Source organism: Serratia sp. PL7, assembly GCF_945957435.1.
Map to the genome: position 1 here is coordinate 30,999 of NZ_CAMFLB010000008.1, position 20,986 is coordinate 51,984.

General features: G+C 53.2%; 20 protein-coding genes. 9 read left to right on the forward strand and 11 right to left on the reverse strand.

The window, feature by feature from the left end:
• Positions 1–12: 12 nt before the first annotated feature.
• Positions 13–1,317: a D-amino acid dehydrogenase gene (locus N6G83_RS27800; protein WP_024528760.1), complete on the reverse strand. Its 1,305-nt coding sequence runs from the start codon at positions 1,315–1,317 to the stop codon at positions 13–15.
• Between the two features lie 526 nt (positions 1,318–1,843).
• Between N6G83_RS27800 and N6G83_RS27805 the strand changes: the two genes are divergently transcribed.
• The gene (locus N6G83_RS27805; RefSeq protein WP_260524065.1) at positions 1,844–3,379 is read left to right on the forward strand and encodes a SpoVR family protein; all 1,536 of its coding nucleotides are present in this window, start codon (positions 1,844–1,846) and stop codon (positions 3,377–3,379) included.
• A gap of 67 nt (positions 3,380–3,446) precedes the next feature.
• On the opposite strand, the gene fadR is transcribed toward N6G83_RS27805, so the two are convergent.
• A complete protein-coding gene (gene fadR, locus N6G83_RS27810) occupies positions 3,447–4,166 on the reverse strand; it encodes a fatty acid metabolism transcriptional regulator FadR (RefSeq protein WP_021181184.1) in 720 nt (239 codons plus the stop codon).
• Positions 4,167–4,409: 243 nt separating this feature from the next.
• On the opposite strand from fadR, the gene nhaB reads away from it, so the two are divergent.
• The 4 genes from nhaB to N6G83_RS27830 all read left to right on the forward strand — a co-directional run bounded on the left by nhaB (position 4,410) and on the right by N6G83_RS27830 (position 8,783).
• On the forward strand, positions 4,410–5,984 hold the full coding sequence (gene nhaB / locus N6G83_RS27815) for a sodium/proton antiporter NhaB (RefSeq protein ID WP_024528758.1): 1,575 nt from the start codon (positions 4,410–4,412) through the stop codon (positions 5,982–5,984).
• 122 nt (positions 5,985–6,106) lie between these two features.
• Positions 6,107–6,637: a disulfide bond formation protein DsbB gene (gene dsbB / locus N6G83_RS27820; RefSeq protein ID WP_024528757.1), complete on the forward strand. Its 531-nt coding sequence runs from the start codon at positions 6,107–6,109 to the stop codon at positions 6,635–6,637.
• Positions 6,638–7,306: 669 nt separating this feature from the next.
• Positions 7,307–8,206 (forward strand): Kdo hydroxylase family protein, encoded by a 900-nt coding sequence (locus N6G83_RS27825; RefSeq protein ID WP_024528756.1) that lies wholly within the window; start codon positions 7,307–7,309, stop codon positions 8,204–8,206.
• A 139-nt stretch (positions 8,207–8,345) separates the two neighbouring features.
• Positions 8,346–8,783, forward strand: a complete 438-nt coding sequence (locus N6G83_RS27830) for a universal stress protein (RefSeq protein WP_024528755.1) — start codon at positions 8,346–8,348, stop codon at positions 8,781–8,783.
• A 207-nt stretch (positions 8,784–8,990) separates the two neighbouring features.
• On the opposite strand, the gene N6G83_RS27835 is transcribed toward N6G83_RS27830, so the two are convergent.
• The 4 genes from N6G83_RS27835 to N6G83_RS27850 form a co-directional block, all read right to left on the reverse strand.
• Entirely contained in the window at positions 8,991–9,437 is a 447-nt protein-coding gene (locus tag N6G83_RS27835; RefSeq protein WP_021181179.1) for a YcgN family cysteine cluster protein, read from the reverse strand.
• A 212-nt stretch (positions 9,438–9,649) separates the two neighbouring features.
• The gene (locus N6G83_RS27840; protein ID WP_024528753.1) at positions 9,650–10,306 is read right to left on the reverse strand and encodes a fumarylacetoacetate hydrolase family protein; all 657 of its coding nucleotides are present in this window, start codon (positions 10,304–10,306) and stop codon (positions 9,650–9,652) included.
• Between the two features lie 90 nt (positions 10,307–10,396).
• The gene (locus N6G83_RS27845; protein WP_024528752.1) at positions 10,397–11,431 is read right to left on the reverse strand and encodes a lytic transglycosylase domain-containing protein; all 1,035 of its coding nucleotides are present in this window, start codon (positions 11,429–11,431) and stop codon (positions 10,397–10,399) included.
• A gap of 87 nt (positions 11,432–11,518) precedes the next feature.
• Entirely contained in the window at positions 11,519–11,791 is a 273-nt protein-coding gene (locus N6G83_RS27850) for a YcgL domain-containing protein (protein WP_021806638.1), read from the reverse strand.
• Between the two features lie 135 nt (positions 11,792–11,926).
• Here N6G83_RS27850 and minC point away from each other — a divergent pair, with 135 nt between their 5' ends.
• Genes minC through minE form a run of 3 tightly spaced genes read left to right on the forward strand, consistent with a single transcriptional unit; the run spans position 11,927 to position 13,730 of the window.
• Positions 11,927–12,619, forward strand: a complete 693-nt coding sequence (gene minC / locus N6G83_RS27855) for a septum site-determining protein MinC (RefSeq protein ID WP_024528751.1) — start codon at positions 11,927–11,929, stop codon at positions 12,617–12,619.
• A 25-nt stretch (positions 12,620–12,644) separates the two neighbouring features.
• Complete coding sequence (minD, locus tag N6G83_RS27860; RefSeq protein WP_065685655.1) at positions 12,645–13,457, forward strand: septum site-determining protein MinD; 813 nt, start codon at positions 12,645–12,647, stop codon at positions 13,455–13,457.
• Between the two features lie 3 nt (positions 13,458–13,460).
• Positions 13,461–13,730 (forward strand): cell division topological specificity factor MinE, encoded by a 270-nt coding sequence (gene minE / locus N6G83_RS27865; RefSeq protein WP_021181173.1) that lies wholly within the window; start codon positions 13,461–13,463, stop codon positions 13,728–13,730.
• Between the two features lie 234 nt (positions 13,731–13,964).
• Here minE and rnd read toward each other — a convergent pair whose 3' ends face one another.
• The 5 genes from rnd to N6G83_RS27890 form a co-directional block, all read right to left on the reverse strand.
• Positions 13,965–15,086, reverse strand: a complete 1,122-nt coding sequence (gene rnd / locus N6G83_RS27870; protein ID WP_037434853.1) for a ribonuclease D — start codon at positions 15,084–15,086, stop codon at positions 13,965–13,967.
• Between the two features lie 90 nt (positions 15,087–15,176).
• The gene (fadD, locus tag N6G83_RS27875; RefSeq protein ID WP_024528749.1) at positions 15,177–16,865 is read right to left on the reverse strand and encodes a long-chain-fatty-acid--CoA ligase FadD; all 1,689 of its coding nucleotides are present in this window, start codon (positions 16,863–16,865) and stop codon (positions 15,177–15,179) included.
• Positions 16,866–17,095: 230 nt separating this feature from the next.
• Positions 17,096–17,686, reverse strand: coding sequence for a Slp family lipoprotein (locus N6G83_RS27880; RefSeq protein ID WP_024528748.1), 591 nt, complete (start codon positions 17,684–17,686; stop codon positions 17,096–17,098).
• Between the two features lie 105 nt (positions 17,687–17,791).
• Positions 17,792–18,493: a tRNA (adenosine(37)-N6)-threonylcarbamoyltransferase complex dimerization subunit type 1 TsaB gene (gene tsaB, locus N6G83_RS27885; protein WP_211136670.1), complete on the reverse strand. Its 702-nt coding sequence runs from the start codon at positions 18,491–18,493 to the stop codon at positions 17,792–17,794.
• A gap of 72 nt (positions 18,494–18,565) precedes the next feature.
• On the reverse strand, positions 18,566–20,467 hold the full coding sequence (locus N6G83_RS27890) for an ATP-dependent DNA helicase (protein WP_024528746.1): 1,902 nt from the start codon (positions 20,465–20,467) through the stop codon (positions 18,566–18,568).
• A 135-nt stretch (positions 20,468–20,602) separates the two neighbouring features.
• On the opposite strand from N6G83_RS27890, the gene N6G83_RS27895 reads away from it, so the two are divergent.
• On the forward strand, positions 20,603–20,947 hold the full coding sequence (locus N6G83_RS27895; protein ID WP_021181167.1) for a RidA family protein: 345 nt from the start codon (positions 20,603–20,605) through the stop codon (positions 20,945–20,947).
• Positions 20,948–20,986 lie beyond the last annotated feature (39 nt).

The following is a 20,986-nucleotide window of genomic DNA, read 5'->3' on the forward strand; positions in this document are numbered from 1 at the left end:
TCAGATTGGGGTTCAGCGTGCCGGGTGCACGTCATTCAAGGGAACAACAGGTCCCTGCCGAAAGTCTGCGCGGTAACGCGCCACCGCCAGATCGTCTGAAGCAATGGCCGGGGTGATACCAGAGATCAAGTCGGCAAGCAACTGCCCGGAGCCGCAGGCCATCGTCCAACCCAAGGTGCCATGGCCGGTATTTAAATAGAGATTTTTCAGCGGGGTGCGCCCCACGATAGGCGTGCCATCTGGCGTCATCGGGCGCAGCCCCGTCCAGAATGTGGCCTCTTCAACCCGTCCACCGTTCGGGTACAGATCGCGTACCACCATTTCCAGCGTTTCACGCCGCTTCTGCTCCAACTGGGTATTGAAGCCAACAATTTCCGCCATACCGCCCACACGGATGCGCTTATCGAAGCGAGTAATGGCAATTTTATAGGTTTCGTCCAGCACGGTAGAGAATGGCGCGGCCGCTTCATCGGCGATCGGGATGGTTAATGAGTAACCTTTCAACGGATAAACCGGAATGGACACCAGATCGCGCAGTAGCGCGGTAGAATAGGCGCCGAACGCCACAACATAGCTATCGGCAGTCATGATTTCACCATCACACTGCACGCCGGTAATTTTATCTCCTTCCACCAGCAAACGTTCAACGTTGCGGTTAAACAGGAAGTTGACTCCAGCCTGCTGAGCCAGCTTGGCCAACTGCTGGGTGAACAGTTGGCAGTCCCCGGTTTCATCATTCGGGAGTTGTAAGCCGCCAGTAAGCTTGTGAGCAACCTGCGACAACGCCGGTTCGACCGTCGCCAACTGGCTGGCCTCCAGCAGTTTGTAAGGCACCCCGGCATCTTCCAGCACGGCAATGTCCTTGGCCGCGCTGTCAAACTGCTGCTGGGTGCGGAACAGTTGCAGTGTGCCACCTTGACGGCCTTCGTACTGGATACCGGTTTCCTGACGCAGAGCTTTAATGCAGTCGCGGCTGTATTCCGCCAGACGCACCATACGGCCTTTGTTGGTCATATAGTGGGCGGTATCGCAGTTTTTCAGCATCTGCCACATCCAACGCAGTTGGAAACTGCTGCCGTCTAGGCGAACTGCCAACGGCGCGTGACGTTGGAACATCCATTTAATCGCCTTCAACGGTACCCCAGGTGCTGCCCAAGGTGCGGCGTAACCCGGAGATATTTGCCCGGCATTGGCCGCACTGGTTTCCAAGGCTGGCCCGGGTTGACGGTCGATCACCGTCACCTCATGGCCCGCTTTTGCCAAGTACCACGCACTGGCAACCCCTACCACTCCGCTACCTAAAATAACCACTCTCATCGCTGACTCCAGCCCAAGGATCGATAAAGCACAATCTACCAATAACAGGAAATTAACTCAGTGGAAAAAACTACTCAACAACTCGTTTATTAATCGTGACAACATTCACAATTATTTTATCGTCGATGCGCCCGTCTTTGGCAATAGCGGTCAAAAAATAACGATAAGATACTGTTAAAGCGCATTTTGACGATAAAACAGGCTCTGCATCCCCACAAGACATCGGCGAAAATCTCCAGTGGCACCTGGAATGACGACTCGCAACATTAAGAATATAAATCTGTTTAATTAAATATTTCAGGCTAATAATTCCAACCACCTCCATTGCACATCAGTTTCCTCTGCTTCACGGTTCGAATGCCTGATTGAGTGCCGCCACAGGCCGCAAAGCCGGTTTGAGCGAAGCTGCCGCAAGTGGTTATCAATGCCCAGCACAGATGATTTCAAACGATTTATTACGACTTGGACTATCATTGTTAAAGGGTCTGCCAAAAGAGCCGACGCCGTTCATAACGAGGGTGCGCTGATGACTACTTCGACACAGAAAAAGGTTAAGGAAGATAAACGTCTGAGCGATGGACCGGACTGGACATTCGACCTGTTGCAGGTATATCTGGAACAGATTGACCGGGTTGCCAAACATTACCGGCTCGACACCTATCCGCATCAGATCGAGGTCATCACCTCCGAGCAGATGATGGATGCCTATTCCAGCGTCGGGATGCCGATCAACTATACCCACTGGTCATTCGGTAAAAAGTTCATCGAAACCGAGCAGCGCTATAAACATGGCCAGCAGGGGTTGGCCTATGAGATCGTGATCAACTCCAACCCGTGTATTGCCTATCTGATGGAAGAAAACACCATCACCATGCAGGCACTGGTTATGGCTCATGCCTGCTATGGGCACAACTCGTTTTTCAAAAATAACTATCTATTCCGCAGTTGGACCGACGCCAGTTCGATCGTCGATTATCTGCTGTTTGCCCGCCATTACATCAGTGAGTGTGAGGAACGCTATGGCGTGGAAGAAGTAGAAAAGCTGCTGGACTCTTGCCATGCGCTGATGAATTACGGGGTCGATCGCTACAAACGGCCACAAAAAATCTCGCTGGTGGAAGAAAAAGCCCGCCAAAAGAGCCGTGAGGAGTATCTGCAAAGCCAGGTCAACTCGCTGTGGAAAACCCTGCCGCGAGTCGATCGCGAAGCCCTGCCGGAACAGGCCGTGCGTTTTCCACGGGAGCCGCAGGAAAACATTCTCTACTTTATGGAGAAGAACGCCCCGCTGCTGGAATCCTGGCAGCGTGAAGTGCTGCGTATCGTGCGCAAGGTAAGCCAGTATTTCTACCCGCAAAAACAAACGCAGGTGATGAACGAGGGCTGGGCCACCTTCTGGCACTACAGCATCCTTAACCACCTGTATGACGAAGGGCGCGTGACGGATCGCTTTATGCTCGAGTTCTTGCACAGCCATACCAATGTGGTCTACCAGCCACCGTACAACAGCCAATACTACAGCGGCATCAACCCGTACGCGCTGGGCTTTGCCATGTTCCAGGACATCAAGCGGATCTGTCAGTCGCCGACCGAAGAAGATCGCTATTGGTTCCCGGATATCGCCGGCAAAGACTGGTTGGATACCCTGCACTTCGCCATGCGTGACTTCAAGGATGAGAGCTTTATCAGCCTGTTCCTGTCACCGAAGGTGATGCGTGATTTCCGCTTGTTTACCGTGCTGGATGACGACCGCAACAATTACCTGGAGATTTCAGCGATCCACAACGAAGCGGGCTACCGGGCGATACGTCAGGAGTTGTCGGCTCAGTACAACCTGAGTAACCACGAGCCCAATATTCAGATCTGGAATGTAGATCTGCGTGGCGATCGTTCATTAACGCTGCGCTACATTCCGCAGGACCGGGCGCCATTAGATAAAAGCCGCAGAGAAGTGATGAAACACCTTCATCGTCTGTGGGGGTTCGACATTATTCTGGAGCAGCAAAACGAAGATGGCAGCGTAGAATTGCTGGACCGCTGCCCACCAAGACCCAACGCATTATAAAGTAGCAATATGACAAAGGGGCGCATGCAGCGCCCCTTCAACTATCTGATTTCGTGAATGACGCGAATTAACGACGCGCTTCGGTCAAATCGCTTGGCATAGTGCCCTGCATGCTCTGCCAAATAGCCCCGCTCTCTTTACCGTAGTTACGCACGCAATCCATCACCTGATCGTACATCTTCTCATGACACAGGCTAGACAGCTTGTTGTAGAAGGTCAGTGCGAGTTTGCGCGCTTCCGGGTTGGAGAAGTAATAACGACCAACGCGGGTATATAGCCCTTTCAAGCCATTGAGGATCAAACCATAAATCGGGTTGCCCGAAGCAAAGGCCAAACCACGGAAAATTTCATAGTCGAGCTGGTTGAAGGCATCCGCCTGATCGTCAACCAGCGCCGCTTTAGCCAACACTTCCTGCGCCTGCTCCGGGTGGTTACGCACCGCCGCACGAATAAAGATCGAGGCAATATTGGTCCGTACCGACAGTAGATTATCGATCAGCTGCGGTACGCTGTTGTGATCGAGCCGGGCCAGGGTTTCCAGAATATTAAGGCCGGAGGTTTCCCAGAAATTGTTCACCTTGGTCGGTTTACCGTGCTGAATAGTCAGCCAGCCATCACGGGCCAATCGCTGTAGAACCTCACGTAATGTGGTGCGCGTGACGCCAATCAGTTCTGAAAGCTCACGTTCCGCGGGCAAAATAGAGCCGGGAGGGAAGCGGTTATTCCAAATACTTTCAATAATATACTCTTCCGCGAAACCGGCAGGACTCTGCGCCTTTATAACCATGTGTTTGATGTTCCGTAACGACGATAATCAGTAATTGTAATCGGCAGATCATACCAGATCGCCGGGGCATCACATAGCGCGAGCCAAAAACAATAAACGAAAGTGTGCATAAGCTGGCAAAAAGATGAAAAAAACCACTTCGCCGAAATTTCAGTCTATTGGGACATCCTAATTTGCATCAGGCCCACTGCCGTTGTTAGGGTATGACGAGCCAACTCACTTTAAGGTTTCGCAAAAACAAGCATGGATATGACAATACGCTCGGCTTTGGTAAAGAACTTTCTCGGGGCGTCCCCCGACTGGTACAAACTGGCCATCATCAGTTTTCTGGTGATCAATCCCTTGGTGTTTTTTCTGGTCAGCCCTTTCGTGGCAGGCTGGTTACTGGTTATCGAGTTTATATTTACTCTGGCGATGGCTCTGAAATGCTACCCGTTACAGCCCGGTGGACTACTGGCCATTGAGGCAGTGTTGGTCGGCATGACCAGCCCCGCACACGTGAGCGCGGAAATTGCCAGTAATCTTGAGGTGTTATTGCTGCTGGTGTTTATGGTGGCAGGCATCTACTTTATGAAGCAGTTGTTGCTGTTTGTGTTTACCAAACTGCTGCTGAACATCCGCTCAAAGATGCTGCTATCGCTATCCTTCTGCGTTGCCGCGGCACTGCTCTCTGCCTTCCTGGATGCTCTGACCGTGGTGGCGGTAGTGATTAGCGTCGGCACGGGTTTTTATTCGATCTACCATAACGTTGCCTCCAATCAGAAGACCGATATTAGTGACGATAGCCGCCTGGAAGATGCTGACCATAAACAGACGCTAGAACAGTTCCGAGGATTTCTGCGCAGCCTGCTGATGCATGCAGGCGTAGGCACCGCGCTCGGGGGCGTGATGACCATGGTGGGCGAGCCGCAGAACCTGATCATCGCCAAAAGTGCCGGATGGGGCTTCGGCGAATTTTTCCTGCGCATGACCCCCGTCACGCTGCCGGTGTTCGTTTGCGGTCTGTTGGTTTGCCTGCTGGTTGAACGTTTTGCGGTATTTGGCTACGGCACCAAACTGCCGGAACAGGTGCGTAGCGTACTGAAAGAGTTCGATCGCCAGGCAACGGCCAAGCGTAGCCGCCAGGAAAAGATGAAGTTGGTGGTACAGGCGTTAATCGGCCTCTGGCTGGTCATTGCCTTGGCCTTCCACCTGGCGGAAGTGGGCCTGATTGGCCTTTCAGTGATCATTTTGGCGACCTCGCTGTGCGGCGTAACCGATGAGCATGCGATCGGCAAAGCTTTTCAGGAAGCCCTGCCTTTTACCGCGTTGCTGACGGTGTTCTTCACCGTCGTGGCGGTGATCATTGAACAGCAGCTGTTTACTCCGGTGATCCACTATGTGTTACAGGCACCGCCGAGCTCACAGCTTTCCCTGTTTTATCTGTTCAACGGCCTGCTCTCTTCCGTTTCTGATAACGTTTTTGTCGGTACGGTATACATTAACGAAGCGCGGGCGGCACTGGCGGATGGAGCGATTTCACTGCAACAGTTCGAACTGTTGGCGGTAGCGATTAACACCGGTACCAATCTGCCATCGGTGGCTACACCCAACGGGCAGGCTGCTTTCCTGTTCCTGTTGACTTCTGCCCTGGCGCCGTTGGTACGCCTGTCTTATGGCCGCATGGTCTGGATGGCGTTGCCTTACACGTTGGTGTTGACTCTGGTTGGCCTGCTGTGTGTGCAGCATACCCTGGCACCGTTAACGGACCTGTTTACCCAATGGCACTGGTTAACGCCGCTACCACTTGACGCGACGGCCCCAATCGCTGCACATTAGCCGCTATGACCGACCCTGCAAGCGACGATATTTTTCACTGAATCGTCGTTAGATAGCTGGCAGCGGGGATGAATTGGTTTACACTGCCGGTTCAATTGCTTACTGCATGGAAGAATATAGATATGTTGCAATTCTTTAACCGCTGCTCACAGGGGCGCGGTGCTTGGCTGTTGATGGCTCTGACTGCATTGGTACTGGAGTTGGCGGCCCTCTATTTTCAGCACGTGATGCTGCTACAGCCTTGCGTAATGTGTATCTACGAACGTGTCGCGCTGTTCGGGATTTTGGGAGCGTCGCTGCTTGGTGCATTGGCACCAAAGTCGCCGCTACGCTATGTGGCGATCCTGCTGTGGATTTACAGCGCCTGGGAAGGCCTGCAGTTAGCCTGGAAACACACGATGATCCAGCTGCATCCATCGCCGTTTAATACCTGTGATTTCTTTGTCAGCTTCCCATCCTGGCTGCCGCTAGACAAATGGGCACCGGCGGTGTTCCACGCTTCGGGTGACTGCTCGGTGCGTCAGTGGCAGTTCCTGTCGTTGGAAATGCCACAGTGGCTGGTGGGGATTTTTGCTGCCTATTTGCTGATCGGGATTGTGGTTCTGCTCAGCCAATTTGTCCGCCAACGTAAACGCGATCTGTTTGGCCGCTAACGGTTTAACATCGCAAAAACGGCGCCTGAGGGCGCCGTTTTTTATGGCCGCTGACAACCTATCTCCGGGCTCACAGCATAGGGAACTGCATGACGCTGCACCCGTTAGGATCATCAATCGTATCGCGTGTGGTAAGCAAACAACTTCAAGTATGGGTAAAGTAATACACGAGCACAATCAGTACTCCAGCCACGGCAAACAGGCGCACCATCTTCATCATCACATTCTCATCACAGGGCGGAGGTGCCGACAAGCTACCTAAGATTTTGTTTAAAAAGAAGCATCCCCCAGGCGATTACGGCGTAATTTACATAACATTAAGTTTTGTTGTGGCTCCCCGCCGATATCTCGCCCAATCTTTGACAATTCCGCCCTTTCAAGCACAGATATATTGACTACACTTAATCACTGATTGGCCGTTTTCATTCACCATATTAATACTTTAGGGCGGATATTAATAAAATGATGACATATATAAGCCACTCCCCTCATCCGCCCTGATTTATTTACCCTCTCGTTTAACTTTCGTTTAACTTGGCTGCCCGATTAGGGGGCTATTTCGGCTATGCTCTGCATGATAAACGCCTACGTCTACCATGCCGCAGGCGCTCACCCACTGAACAGTCGCAGCCAATAAGATAGACAGGGTATTTTGAGCAAGGGAACACTATGTCAGAAAATAAAATCAATCTGCAATCGGCCATCACAACGCTGCCCTATTTAGACTGGAATGCCACCTCCTGTGCCAATCTGGATGCAGTAGCCGAATTGGAAAGCGGCAAGGTGCTCTATTTCCCTCATCTGGCCTTTAATCTGACCGACGCGGAAAAAACCTTACTCACCCCAGAGTTGGTCGATCCTAAACGCAAAAATATTAGCTACCAGCCAGAACAGCAAAAGCTGACGGGGGTTGCGCTTGAGGCCAAACGCGAAGCGGTACATAAATTACTGGCTCGGCACTATCAAGCCTGCCAGCATTTAGTCAATTCCGTCCTGCCCGAATATCGGCACGCAGTGCAAATGCCCACCAACAGCCTGCGCCTGCATCCGATATCCGCCTGGACAGCCACGACCTCATGGCGCAAGGACGACCGCCGCCTGCATGTGGATGCGTTCCCTTCGCGCCCCAATTATGGCAACCGTATTTTACGCATATTCACCAACATCAACCCTCATGGTGAAAGCCGCCAGTGGCGCGTTGGGGAGCCGTTCCCGGAATTGGCACAACGTTTTCTGCCACGCCTGAAACGTTATTCGCCCTTCTCCAGTTGGTTGCAAAATAAAGTTGGCATTACCAAAACACGACGTAGCCACTACGATCACCTGATGCTGCAAATGCACGATGCGATGAAGGCAGATAAAGACTATCAGGAAAGCGGCCCCCAGCAGGCGGTTGAATTCCCCCCTGGAAGCAGCTGGATCTGTTTTTCCGATCAAACCCCGCATGCCGCCATGGCCGGGCAATATATGCTGGAACAAACCTTTATTTTACCAGTGAGCGCCATGAAAAACCCGCACCATGCCCCGTTGAACGTCTTGCAAGACATGTTACACAAGCCATTGATATAGAAACCTGGCTTTTCAGCCGATCCGCGGGTTATTCGGTGGATCGGCCATAACTTCGATCTGTGTCACCCCAATGTTGCAGCAAATTTGGTAGATTAATCACGCAGTAGTATGCACATCACCTACTCATTATGGAGGTTGTATGTACAAGACTATCTTAGCGCCCATTGATTTGGCAGAAATCGAGTTAACACAGAAAGTCATTCCCACTATTAATTCACTGGCAAGCATCGACTACCCGCATATCCATTTCCTCGCCGTACTTTCCCCCATGCTCTCATATTATGAGTATGGTCTGTCGCACCCCGAGCGGTTGCTGCCCAGCGATGATGAGCGGATACAAATTGCGCTAGCGGAGTTAAAGAAAGCCGTTACGGCGTTTGATATCCCGGAAGGTCGAGTGCACTGTTCGGTAGAGATCGGCGCGCCACGGGATCGGATTTTAAATTTTGCAGATGAGATCAGCGCCGATCTGATCGTTGTCGGTTCGCGCAGGCCAAGTATCACTACCTTCTTGCTTGGCACAACGGCATCATCGGTCGTCAGGTATGCCAAAACCTCGGTCTTGGTGGTGCGATAAGCCTACTGCCCAGACCGCTTTTAATACCGCGACACCACAAGCTTGAGACAGATGGGCGTCATTGCAGGTTAGCCGCCCGTTGAGCGCAGGGATGCGCGATTCGCCCCCCCAAGCCCCCCGTGGACAGGTTCACGGCGTGTCGGCGTTCTACTCTCACTTGTAACACTATTCGATACAGCTAGTTAGTTTATTTCGACATACCATTACTCACCTAGCCCAGCTAGGTTTGTTAAGAATATGGTCCTGCCAATCCACGACTTCGCTTTCACGCACCGCGATATGGCGTACGGTAATGCGCTCACCGTGCATTGCCGCTTTTGATCCGCTGACCAACGGGTGCCAGTCGAACAAGGGTTTACCCTCGCCAATAAGGCGATAGGCGCAGGTTGGCGGCAGCCAGTCGAACGTGGTGAGGTTTTCGCGCGTCAGCTTGATGCAGTCTTCTTCCAGCTCAAAGCGGCGCTCGTAGTTGCGGCATTGGCAGGATTTGATATTGAGCTGATCGCAGGCCACGTTGGTGAAGTAAATCTCATCGGTATCTTCATCGATCAGCTTGTTCAGACAGCATTGCCCACATCCGTCGCACAGCGATTCCCACTCTGCCTCAGACATTTCGTCCAGCGTCTTCTGTTGCCAAAAAGGGAGTTGTGACATATCGACTTCCGAAAATAGGTAAATGAACAAACCACCTGCAAGCAGGTTCAAGGGGGCACACTATATAGACACTCAGCGCAAAAGGAAATGTTTCCCCGGCTGCCCCTGCCAGCTGCAACGACATCCAACATGGATAATTACAGTGTAAGGCACCAAAGAGGTTTCTGCCTGCAGCACCCAGAAAGCCCGACAGGCAGAAAGACAGAGCGGGATTAAATCACTCGGGTACTGAGGGTTTTACCGTTAAGCGAAATTTTCAGCATATCGCCGGAAACCATTGGCCCGACCCCTTGAGGAGTACCGGTCAGAATGATGTCGCCCGCACGCAGCGTAAAGAAACGGCTCATATAGGCGATCAGCGGCAAGATAGGATTGATCATATCGCGGGTATTGCCCTGCTGGCGCAGTTCGTCATTGATCGACAAAGACAACTCGGTATTTTGCGGATCGCCAAATTCAGCCACAGGAATAAAGCCGGAGATTGGGCAAGAGCCATCAAACCCCTTGGCTTTTTCCCAAGGTTGCCCCGCCTTCTTGAAGCCGGCCTGCAGATCGCGCAAGGTCAAATCCAGCGCCACGCCATAGCCCGCAATGGCACGGGCCACACGATCTTCATTGGCCTGCTTTAACGGGGTGCCAATCAGCACCGCCAACTCGACTTCATGATGAATCGACCCCAGCCCCTTGGGGATCGCTACCGGTTGACGAATATCACACAATGCCGTTTCAGGTTTGATAAACAACACCGGCTCAGGCGGGGTGACACTCCCCATCTCCTTGATGTGATCGCTGTAGTTGCTGCCTACGCAAACCACTTTGCTTACCGGGAAATCAAGCAACGCTCCTTGCCAGTCTCTATGTTGATACATACCGCCTCTCCCAACCACAGTGTAAGGGCCAGATAATCTCAGCCCATGATACGTACGGGGTGCCATGCCAGGCACCTGGTAGTTACCGACCTATTGACCGATACCGTCGGCCATCATTCCCACGCTGATCGCGAAATAATACGAACGATTCCAGTGCATGAGAGTACGGAAGTTATCATAAACCAGGAATGCGCGTCCTTGCATATCATCTGGAGCAATCACCCAGCTACGCAAGCCTGAGGCTGGTAAAGGTGATCCATCCGCTAACACCACCCCTTTAGCCGCCCACTGTTCCTCGCGATGCCCCTGGGAATCTTTCAACCCTAGTTGTTCAGCATTGAATTGCGCGGGCAGTTTGACTTCACGGCCCCAACCAACCCCAGGCTGCCAGCCTTCGGTAGCCAGGTAGTTGGCGGTGGAGGCAAACACATCGTCGAGATTATTCCAGATATCGATTTTACCGTCACCGTCCCCATCTGCGGCATAGGTCAAAAACGAGGTCGGCATAAACTGGCTCTGCCCCATCGCCCCCGCCCAAGACCCTTTCAGGTTGCCCGCATCAACGTGGCCCTGCTCAATAATCTGTAAGGCTGCCATCAACTGTTTGGTAAAGAACGCTTCACGGCGGCCTTCAAACGCCAGCGTCGCCAACGCAGAAACAACGTCTTCCTTACCCTGTATCTTGCCAAAGGCGCTTTCCATACCCCATAGCGCGACAATATATTGCTCCGGGACGCCATAACGTGCCGTCACTCGTGCCAGCCGTGGCTGATATTGCTGACGCATCTCGCGGCCCCGCTGGATCTTCCACGTGGGCAACACTCGGCTGAGGTAATCATCCAGCGTAATTTTCTTTTCCAACTGATTACGATCGGCATTAATCACCCGATCGACAAAATGCGCGTTGGCAAACGCGTTCTCAACGGTAGCCGCTGGGATACCCTGCTTGATGGCCCGCCGCTTCAGTTGTTCCACATAGGCCGGGAACTCCGCGGGATCACGCCCGGTTTCCGCCAGCGTACTCCCGGCAGGCGGTGCAACAGGTGCAGACGCAGGAGCCGCCCCCACCTGTTTAACGCAGCCAGCCAAAAGGAGCAGCGTTAGCATCATCGACATCTTCTTCATGATTTTCCCTACCTGTGACGACCTGCCGCCAGATGCAGATGATGCTTAAAAGCTGGCGTTAACACAGGGTTGAAAATCGACGCCAGATTATTTGTTGGCGTCAGACAAATGAAGGTTTAATAGGTTTTCCACCGGCGGTGGGAACTGCAGATAAAACCCTTCCTGTTTTAGGGCTTCTTTCACCTTCTCGATATCCGCTGAGGCCAATTTCTTACGCCCGTCGAGCGACAGCATCATGGCATACTGCGGAGTGCCAAAACTTTTCATCAGATCTTCCGGCACCCGAGAGAAATCGTCTTTTTTTTCGACATAAAGATAAGTCTGATCGCGCTTGGCACTTCTATAGATGACACAAAACATTTTTAAAACTCTATTTAATTGAGGCAGCGTCTTGCCTGGATATAACTCTGACTATAACATGCTTATAGTACTTCGGAATATCGCACCCCGAGTGGTATTCCGGGGATTTAAGTTGCTGAGACTGAGTCAGGATAGATGTCACAATCGCCAATTGAGCTAAAAGGCAGCAGTTTTACCCTATCGGTGGTTCATTTACATAATTGCGAACCCGAGGTAATACGCCAGGCACTGCAAGAAAAGGTGGAACAAGCGCCAGCTTTTCTCAAAAATGCCCCTGTTGTTATTAATGTTGCTACGCTGAACGGCGACGCAGACTGGAAAGAAATTCAACGGGCTGTCACTGCGGCTGGGCTGCGCGTGGTCGGCATCAGCGGTTGCAAAGATGAGCGGCAGAAACGGTCCATCGCCCGCGCCGGTTTGCCACTGCTCAATGAAGGTAAAGGCCAGAAGGCGGCCCCGCAGGCTCCGGTGATCGCACCAGTGCCTGATAATGCCCCAGCCAAAACACGCATCATCAGTACTCCTGTCCGTTCAGGTCAACAGATTTACGCCCGTAACAGCGATTTGATCGTCACCAACAGCGTCAGCGCCGGTGCCGAACTGATTGCCGACGGCAATATTCATATTTACGGTAGCATGCGTGGCCGTGCACTGGCTGGCGCCTCTGGCGATACCCAGTGTCAGATTTTTTGCACGCACCTGGGTGCTGAGCTAGTCTCTATCGCAGGGCAGTACTGGTTGAGCGATCAGATCCCGTCCGAGTACCTCGGGCAGGCAGCAAGGCTCAGCCTGTTGGATAATGCTTTAACCATACAACCTTTAAATTAAGCCCTTTTGACAAGGAATCCATTTCATGGCACGCATTATTGTTGTTACATCGGGTAAAGGGGGCGTTGGCAAGACCACATCAAGTGCGGCCATTGCGACCGGCTTGGCCCAGAATGGCAAGAAAACCGTGGTGATCGACTTTGATATCGGTCTGCGTAATCTTGACCTCATCATGGGATGTGAACGCAGGGTAGTTTACGATTTCGTGAACGTTATCCAAGGTGACGCCACGCTGAACCAGGCGTTAATCAAAGACAAGCGCACCGACAACCTCTATATTCTGCCCGCTTCGCAAACCCGTGACAAAGACGCACTGACTCGTGAAGGCGTGGAAAAAATCCTCAGCGATCTCGACGAGATGGCCTTCGAATTTGTGGTTTGTGACTCACCTGCAGGGATCGAATCCGGTGCCTTGATGGCGCTGTATTTTGCCGATGAAGCCATCATCACCACCAACCCGGAAGTGTCTTCAGTACGTGACTCCGACCGTATCCTGGGCATTCTGGCTTCCAAATCACGCCGTGCCGAGAGAGGGGAATCCCCGATCAAGGAACATCTGCTGCTAACCCGTTACAACCCGGGCCGCGTCAGCCGTGGCGACATGTTGAGCATGGAAGACGTGCTGGAAATCCTGCGTATTCCACTGCTTGGCGTGATCCCGGAAGATCAGTCGGTATTACGTGCCTCTAACCAGGGCGAACCTGTTATTCTTGATAGTGAGTCCGATGCCGGTAAGGCCTATGACGATACCGTTCACCGCCTGTTAGGGGAAGAACGCCCGTTCCGCTTCATCGAAGAAGAGAAAAAGGGCTTCCTGAAACGCCTTTTTGGGGGATAAACCATGGCTCTGTTAGACTTCTTTCTGTCCCGCAAAAAATCAACAGCCAGTGTAGCCAAGGAACGGCTGCAGATTATCGTCGCAGAACGTCGTCGTGGGGACAGCGAACCCCACTATCTGCCCGATTTAAAGCGCGATATTCTTGCGGTAATTTGTAAATACATTCAGATCGACCCCGAAATGCTGCACGTGCAATTCGAGCAGAAAGGGGACGATATTTCGGTACTTGAACTTAACGTGACGCTACCGGAATCGGAAGAAACGCCTAAATGATTGCGATGCAATGAGTGCCTCCTGTATATTTTTATACAGGAGGTCACTGTATATTCGTCCAGTTATAAACGCGCTCGTAAAAATAAAAACTCCGCGCTATTGAGACAACTCTCAGTTCTTTTTGACACCACTTTCTTTATGGTGAATGCTGGCGATCAAGATTTTCTTCGCTTTATTTTTAGCGAGATGAAACGGAACAGTTTGTTTTAAACTGCCCCGCCTGATATTTAACGATTAATAATCCTGTAGGATCGCCTGCAACGGCGCGGCTAATAGCTCGCCACGCCAGCCACTGATTAACTCAGGCAGCGAGTCACTCTCTTTCAATTTCCAGTGCCAATTCAGCAACTGGTTAATCTGCCGCCGCGAAGCCAGCAGTTCGACGCTAAGGCCACTCTGCTCACTCACCAACGTAATGGCAGCCTTAATCTCCTTGAACACTTTCTTATAGCCAGGATGATCGACCAGGTTGCTCAACGGTGCCGGCAAGGCTGATTCATCCAGAGCATTCGCTTGCGCCACCAGCGCCACCAGGGTTTTGCCATGATAGCGGATCTCCGGGCCACTCAACCCCAGCGCCTCCAGTTCACCGAGCGAGCCCGGCATATAGCGCGCCACGGCCCATAGGTTCTCTTCACGCACTACAAAGTTCACCGCCAGATCGCGTTCGCGCGCCTGACGCAAACGCCATTCAGCCAGTTTTTGCAGGCAAGCCAACTGGCGCGGACGTAACTGCCAGGCATTGGTGATTTCACGATAGGCCAATTCCGGCGCTAGCGCCTCACTGCGCCGTTGGCAGAGCAAGCAGCACTCGTTATCGGCTGCAGCGGTCCAACCCGCCTCCTCGGTCTCCTGCACCAGTTGCTTGGCCATCGGCAACAGATAGAACACATCAGCCGCGGCATAAACGCATTGGCGCTCGGTCAGTGGTCGTGCCAGCCAGTCGGTACGCGATTCACTCTTATCGAGATCGACCTGCATATACTCCGTCACCAGCTTGGCAAAGCCACAGGACAGCGTATGGCCGCTGAAGGCCGCCAGGATTTGGGTGTCGACCATCGGTGTCGGCAGCGTCTTGAAGGCGTTCAGAAACACCTCCAGATCCTCGCTACCAGCGTGTAGAAATTTCACTACGGCGGTATCGGCCAGCAGGTCGATAAAGGGTTGCCACTGCTTGATGGGAAGCGGATCGATCAGGGAAAGTTGTTCACCATCGTATAGCTGGATCAGGCCTAACTGCGGATAATAGGTACGCGTGCGGACAAACTCGGTATCCAGCGCCACCTGGGCGTAGTTTCTTGCCTGCTCGCAGACCTGCTGCAATCCGGCGTCGGTAGTGATCAACTGATAATTCAAAACATCATTCTCTTGGTGGTTTTTCATGATTCAAACACAACAACGCCGGCTATTCACCGGCGCTGTTGAAAAGGAGCAGTAACGATTGGCCTAGGCGGCATCGGCAGCCTTGGGCTTTTTCTGTTCGTCACGCAGTTCCCGTCGTAAGATCTTGCCGACGTTCGACTTCGGCAGTTCGTCACGGAACTCAACAATTTTTGGCACTTTATACCCTGTCAGGTGCCGACGGCAATGGGTTAGCAACTCTTCTTTGGTGAGTGAACCATCTTTCTTCACCACACAAATCTTCACCGCCTCACCCGAGGCATCGCTGGGCACCCCGATGGCCGCACATTCCAACACTTTCGGATGCTGACTGACGACCTCTTCGATCTCGTTCGGATAGACGTTAAAACCAGAAACCAGGATCATATCTTTCTTACGGTCAACGATGCGGATAAAGCCCTCATCATCCACGGTAACGACATCCCCAGTCGCCAACCAACCATCGCGCAACACTTCGTCCGTCGCCTCAGGGCGTTGCCAATAGCCTAACATAACTTGCGGCCCTTTAACCCAAAGTTCACCGGGTTGACCGAGCGGTACATCTTTGCCGTCATCATCCACCAACCGGATATCCGTAGATGGCACCGGCAGGCCGATGCTACCGCTGTAATGCTTCAAGTCATGCGGGTTGCCAGCAACCAGCGGAGAACACTCCGTCAGCCCATAACCTTCCAGCAAATGATGCCCGGTCAGCTTTTCCCACTTTTCCGCCACCGATCTCTGCACCGACATCCCTCCGCCGACAGAAAGCCGCAACGTGGAAAAGTCGAGTTTCTGGAAATCTTCATTGTTCAATAGCGCATTAAACAGGGTATTTACCCCAGTCATGGCGCTGAACGGGTATTTTGCCAGTTCCTTCACCAAGCCCGGAATATCACGTGGGTTGGTGATCAGCAGACTACGGCCACCTAACTCGATAAACAGTAGGCAGTTCACCGTCAACGCAAAGATGTGATACAGCGGCAAGGCGGTGACCACCAACTCTTGCCCTTCACGCAGTAACGGCACATAAGCCGCCTTGGCCTGTACCAGGTTGGCCTGCATGTTGCGGTGGGTCAGCATCGCGCCTTTCGCCACGCCGGTAGTGCCGCCGGTATACTGCAGGAACGCCAGATCGGTATTGATAATATCTGGCTTCACGTATTGCAGACGGCGTCCACGCTGCAACGCGCTACGAAACGAGATGGCATCCGGCAGGTCATACTTGGGCACCAGCCGCTTGATGTACTTCACCACAAAGTTGACCAGCGTCCCCTTGGCTGCGGAGAGCTGATCGCCCATACGGGTCAGAATAACGTGTTTAACCTGCGTTTTGAACACCACCTTTTCCAAGGTGTGGGCAAAGTTGGAGACGATGACAATCGCGCTGGCACCGCTGTCGTTCAACTGATGTTCCAACTCACGGGGGGTATACAGCGGGTTGACGTTGACCACCACCATCCCCGCCCGCAAGATGCCGAACAGGGCGATCGGATACTGCAACAGGTTGGGCATCATCAGTGCCACACGGTCGCCTTTTTTCAGCCCCAACTCATTTTGCAGGTAGGCAGCAAACGCTCGGCTACGCTCTTCCAGCTTGCGGAAGGTCATCACCTCACCCATGTTGATAAAGGCGGGTTGATCCGCATAACGGGCAACCGCATTCTCAAACATTTCGATCAGGGATGTGTATTGATCGGCATCGATTTCTGCCGGAACATCCGCCGGGTAACGTTTTAACCAGACCTTTTCCAAGCTATTACTCCTGAAATCATTACTAATTATCATCGCAGCCCCCAAAATTGCAGCCAAACTTTAACAATATTTTAACTCAGCGTACCAGTTTGGGTTTTAAACAATATTCAGGTTGCGATGTGCGTCACTAATTGCCGACGCAACCGCACAACAAAAAAAGTTAAGGCGGCCATTAAGCCGCCCTAAAGTGTAAAAACTATCCTACTTGCCGAGACCTGAAACCTGCGCCCTTACTCCGTAACGAATGTTTGTACCTGCGCCGGACCTGGATTATACCAGCCATACCCCCCGCCCCAGCCTGGGCCCCACGGGCCATTATGCCAGCCCCACGGCCCCATAGGCTGTGGTGGCATCACAATCTGCTGGGCAATGCGCCAACGCTTGAAGCCGGTCGCATCCATGGTGACAAAGCGGTAAGGCGTCATGCCAATCTTGCCGTCCCGTAGGCCGGTGATCGGCCCAACCACGGTGACCAGTTGCCCTCTGAAGTCGACCGGATCGAGGAAACCGTTAATCGAAGCCAGCAAACGGCCTTGCGAAGGTTCCCCCAATATCGGGCGAGCGCCAGAATCCAGCGGCACCGCCGCAATCTCCAGAATGGTACGCCCACGTTCATTAGCCACCGCAACGACGGTACCGCCGAAGCGTGCTTCTGCACCGGTAAACTGTTTCGGCGCGTTTTGCACCATCGACAGTTGATCGACCGGCGTGGGGCTGGTGCCTTGGATGGCATCCGGAATAGTCACACAGCCAGAGAGCGCCAACACGCTGCCTGCGATTGCCAGCGTTAACAGCTTTTTACTCAAAGTACGGGTTAACATCATCGCAATCTCCTGATTTAGCTGTAACTTCGACAACACACCTTAGCGCAAGTTGCAGGCGGAGCTGTTTTCTATCGGCGACAACTGTAGATTAACTATAGGAAACTATTCGCGTCCCGGTAGCTTCTTCCATGTCACTTCATTACGCAAATAGGTCGGCTCAGCATTTTCCACGCTGACCGCCAGGCCCTGTTGCCAAGCCTGTAGCGCCAGAGGCAGCATATCTTCGGCCTGCGGCAACAGCATTTGCCCGTCGGTAACGTGCAGCGAGGAACCGGCAACCAAATCCGGGTAGGTTTGCCAGCCGGTACCCACATGCTCCCAATCGCCTTGCAAATGCTGCGCACGCTCCAGAGCCTGCTGTGGAGACAGCACCGCTTCCCCTTCGCTTTCCAGCCACTGGCCATCAAGCTGACGTTCAAACTGGCCCCAATAGACCTCGCCCATGCGGGCATCGATTGCCGCCAACACTCGTTGTGCGCCGGTCATGCGCCAGGCACCTTGCGCCATGGTTTGCAACGTGGAAATCCCGAGCATCGGCAGCTCGGCGCCAAGCGCCAACCCTTGGGCAATACCAATACCGATACGCACGCCGGTAAAGCTACCGGGGCCACGGCCAAAGGCCAAGGCATCGAGTTGTGAAAGGGATAATCCAGATTCGGCCAGCACCTGCTGCACCAGCGGCAAAATGCGCTGGGTGTGCTCGCGTGGGCACAGTTCAAACAGGGCGTGAACTTCGCCTTGATTCCAGATAGCGACAGAACATGCTTCCGTCGCCGTATCGATCGCTAAAATTCGCGTGGACATGCCAAACCTCAGGCGGGAAATATCAGTGGTTTCATACAGGGCGCGCATTGTAGCACACCCCGGAAGTCGCGCCTATTCACCCTTGAGGAAAGCAATAGCCTGCGCCAGATCGCGGGTACGCGGCGTTGGCGGCAGGCTGTTGAGGAACACCTCACCATAAGGGCGCATCACCAGGCGGTTATCACAAATCACCAGCACGCCCCGATCGTCAGTATCGCGGATCAGACGGCCAACCCCCTGCTTGAGCGTAATCACCGCATCCGGCAGTTGCACGTCGTTGAACGGATCACCACCGCGTAAACGGCAATCTTCAATGCGCGCCTTCAGCAAAGGGTCGTCCGGCGAGGTAAACGGCAGCTTATCGATAATCACGCAGGAGAGCGCATCACCGCGCACGTCCACCCCTTCCCAGAAGCTGCTGGTTGCCACCAGTAACGCGTTGCCCGCTTCGACAAACTGCGCCAATAGCTGACCCTTGCTGGTTTCTCCTTGCAACAGCACCGGCAGCGTCAAGGTGGCGCGGAACTCTTCGGCCAGCTCACGCATCATCTGATGCGAAGTGCAGAGGAAGAAACAGCGGCCCCGGTTGGCCTCAATCATTGGCCGCAGCATTCGGGCCAGCTGACGTGCGCCACCAGGTTGATTCGGCGAAGGCAGGAAACGTGGTACGCATAGCAGCGCCTGATTGGCATAGTCAAACGGGCTGGGTAACAATAGTGTTTTGGCCTTATTCAGCCCCAAGCGGTCGGTAAAGTGACCCATTTGCTCATTCACCGACAGCGTTGCCGAGGTGAAAATCCAACTGCCCGGCTTTTCATCCAGCATCTCGCGGAAGCGGTCTGATACCGTCAATGGCGTCAGCGCCAACACAAAACTGCGTGAGTTACATTCATACCAATAGCTGAAGCCGGGTTCGTTAACCTCTTTGAGCCGCTTAAGACGGGTGCGGAACTGCGTAGCACGCTCGAAGGCGGCATCCAGCAACGCCGAACGGCCAAGGGAAAGCTTGACCACGTCGTAACACAGTTCCAACGCATCATCGAGTAGCAGCAAGGCGCGCTGGACGTTAGGTTGAGAAAGCACCTCACGAAGGTTACCGCGAAAACCCGGTTCCCCCAGCGCTAAACGGAAATCCTGCGTACTCTGGCTAAGGCGATCGGCGCTCTTTTGCAACTGTGCGCTATCGCGTACCTCGGTGCGGTAGGCAATGGTAATGTCTTTGGCCAGATCCATCAGTTGGCGGCTGGTCAGCTGCTTGCCGAAGTATTGGCTGGCGATATCCGGGATCTGATGCGCTTCGTCGAAGATCATCACGTCCGCTTCCGGGATCAGTTCGGCAAAACCGCCCTCCTTGACCACCATATCCGCCAGAAACAGATGATGGTTAACCACCACCACATCGGCATCCATTGCCCGGCGTCGGGCCTTGACCACGAAGCACTCTTTATATAGTGGGCAATCGCTGCCCAGACAGTTATCGTTGGTGCTGGTCACCAATGGCCAGACAAAGCTGTCTTCCGCCACATCGCTGCACGAGCTGATATCCCCTTCTTCCGTCAGGGTTGACCAACTGCGCAGCCGTACCAGATCGATCAGCGTCTGGCCAGCCAGTTCGCCACCGGCCATGGATTGCTGCTCCAGACGTTCCAGGCACAGATAGTTGGAACGCCCCTTCAGCAGCGCCAGCTTGCCTTTATATTTTAATGCCTTGGCCACGGTGGGCAGATCGCGGGCGTAAAGCTGATCCTGCAAGGCCTTGGAGCCGGTGGAAATGATCACCTTGCGCTTTGATCGCAGCGCCGGTGCCAGATAGGCGTAGGTTTTACCGGTGCCGGTTCCTGCCTCGACGACCAGTTCCTGTTTGAAATTGATGGCTTCCGTTACCGCCTCTGCCATCAATCTTTGCGGTTCACGGGGTTTGAACCCTTTAATTGCCTGCGCTAGTGCGCCTTCTGGTGCGAAATCGTCTGCCACGCTATCTCTCTGCCGGTATCATTCAGCGGTGATTATGCCAAGCCTGCCACGTTGCTACCACCGACTTTATCCACTCCCACACATCCGCTCCCGGCTGTGATACGCTTATGGTGTTGATGATAAGGAGATAATTGCATGAATATCGAACGAATTGATCCGGCACAGCGCTGGTCAGAAGCGGTGATCCACAACGATACCGTTTATTACACCAGCGTCCCGGAAAATCTTGACGATGACGCTACGGCGCAAACCGCCAACACCTTGGCCGCTATCGATGTGCTGTTGGAGCGAGTGGGTTCGGACAAGAGCCGGATTTTAGACGCCACCATTTTCCTGGCCAACGGCGATGATTTTGCCGCTATGAATGCCGCCTGGGATGCCTGGGTTGTTGCAGGCAGCGCGCCGGTACGTTGTACCGTAGAAGCGCGTCTGATGAATCCTAAATACAAAGTTGAAATCAAGATCATCGCGGCGCTGTAAAACAAAAACCGCAGGTCATACCCTTAAACCAAGAGTAGA

Excerpts from the sequence above, each read along its gene's own strand:
- N6G83_RS27800 (WP_024528760.1), bottom strand. The coding sequence starts at position 1,317 with ATGAGAGTGGTTATTTTAGGTAGCGGAGTGGTAGGGGTTGCCAGTGCG.
- N6G83_RS27805 (WP_260524065.1), top strand. The coding sequence starts at position 1,844 with ATGACTACTTCGACACAGAAAAAGGTTAAGGAAGATAAACGTCTGAGC.
- fadR (WP_021181184.1), bottom strand. The coding sequence starts at position 4,166 with ATGGTTATAAAGGCGCAGAGTCCTGCCGGTTTCGCGGAAGAGTATATT.
- nhaB (WP_024528758.1), top strand. The coding sequence starts at position 4,410 with ATGGATATGACAATACGCTCGGCTTTGGTAAAGAACTTTCTCGGGGCG.
- dsbB (WP_024528757.1), top strand. The coding sequence starts at position 6,107 with ATGTTGCAATTCTTTAACCGCTGCTCACAGGGGCGCGGTGCTTGGCTG.
- N6G83_RS27825 (WP_024528756.1), top strand. The coding sequence starts at position 7,307 with ATGTCAGAAAATAAAATCAATCTGCAATCGGCCATCACAACGCTGCCC.
- N6G83_RS27830 (WP_024528755.1), top strand. The coding sequence starts at position 8,346 with ATGTACAAGACTATCTTAGCGCCCATTGATTTGGCAGAAATCGAGTTA.
- N6G83_RS27835 (WP_021181179.1), bottom strand. The coding sequence starts at position 9,437 with ATGTCACAACTCCCTTTTTGGCAACAGAAGACGCTGGACGAAATGTCT.
- N6G83_RS27840 (WP_024528753.1), bottom strand. The coding sequence starts at position 10,306 with ATGTATCAACATAGAGACTGGCAAGGAGCGTTGCTTGATTTCCCGGTA.
- N6G83_RS27845 (WP_024528752.1), bottom strand. The coding sequence starts at position 11,431 with ATGAAGAAGATGTCGATGATGCTAACGCTGCTCCTTTTGGCTGGCTGC.
- N6G83_RS27850 (WP_021806638.1), bottom strand. The coding sequence starts at position 11,791 with ATGTTTTGTGTCATCTATAGAAGTGCCAAGCGCGATCAGACTTATCTT.
- minC (WP_024528751.1), top strand. The coding sequence starts at position 11,927 with ATGTCACAATCGCCAATTGAGCTAAAAGGCAGCAGTTTTACCCTATCG.
- minD (WP_065685655.1), top strand. The coding sequence starts at position 12,645 with ATGGCACGCATTATTGTTGTTACATCGGGTAAAGGGGGCGTTGGCAAG.
- minE (WP_021181173.1), top strand. The coding sequence starts at position 13,461 with ATGGCTCTGTTAGACTTCTTTCTGTCCCGCAAAAAATCAACAGCCAGT.
- N6G83_RS27880 (WP_024528748.1), bottom strand. The coding sequence starts at position 17,686 with ATGTTAACCCGTACTTTGAGTAAAAAGCTGTTAACGCTGGCAATCGCA.
- tsaB (WP_211136670.1), bottom strand. The coding sequence starts at position 18,493 with ATGTCCACGCGAATTTTAGCGATCGATACGGCGACGGAAGCATGTTCT.
- N6G83_RS27895 (WP_021181167.1), top strand. The coding sequence starts at position 20,603 with ATGAATATCGAACGAATTGATCCGGCACAGCGCTGGTCAGAAGCGGTG.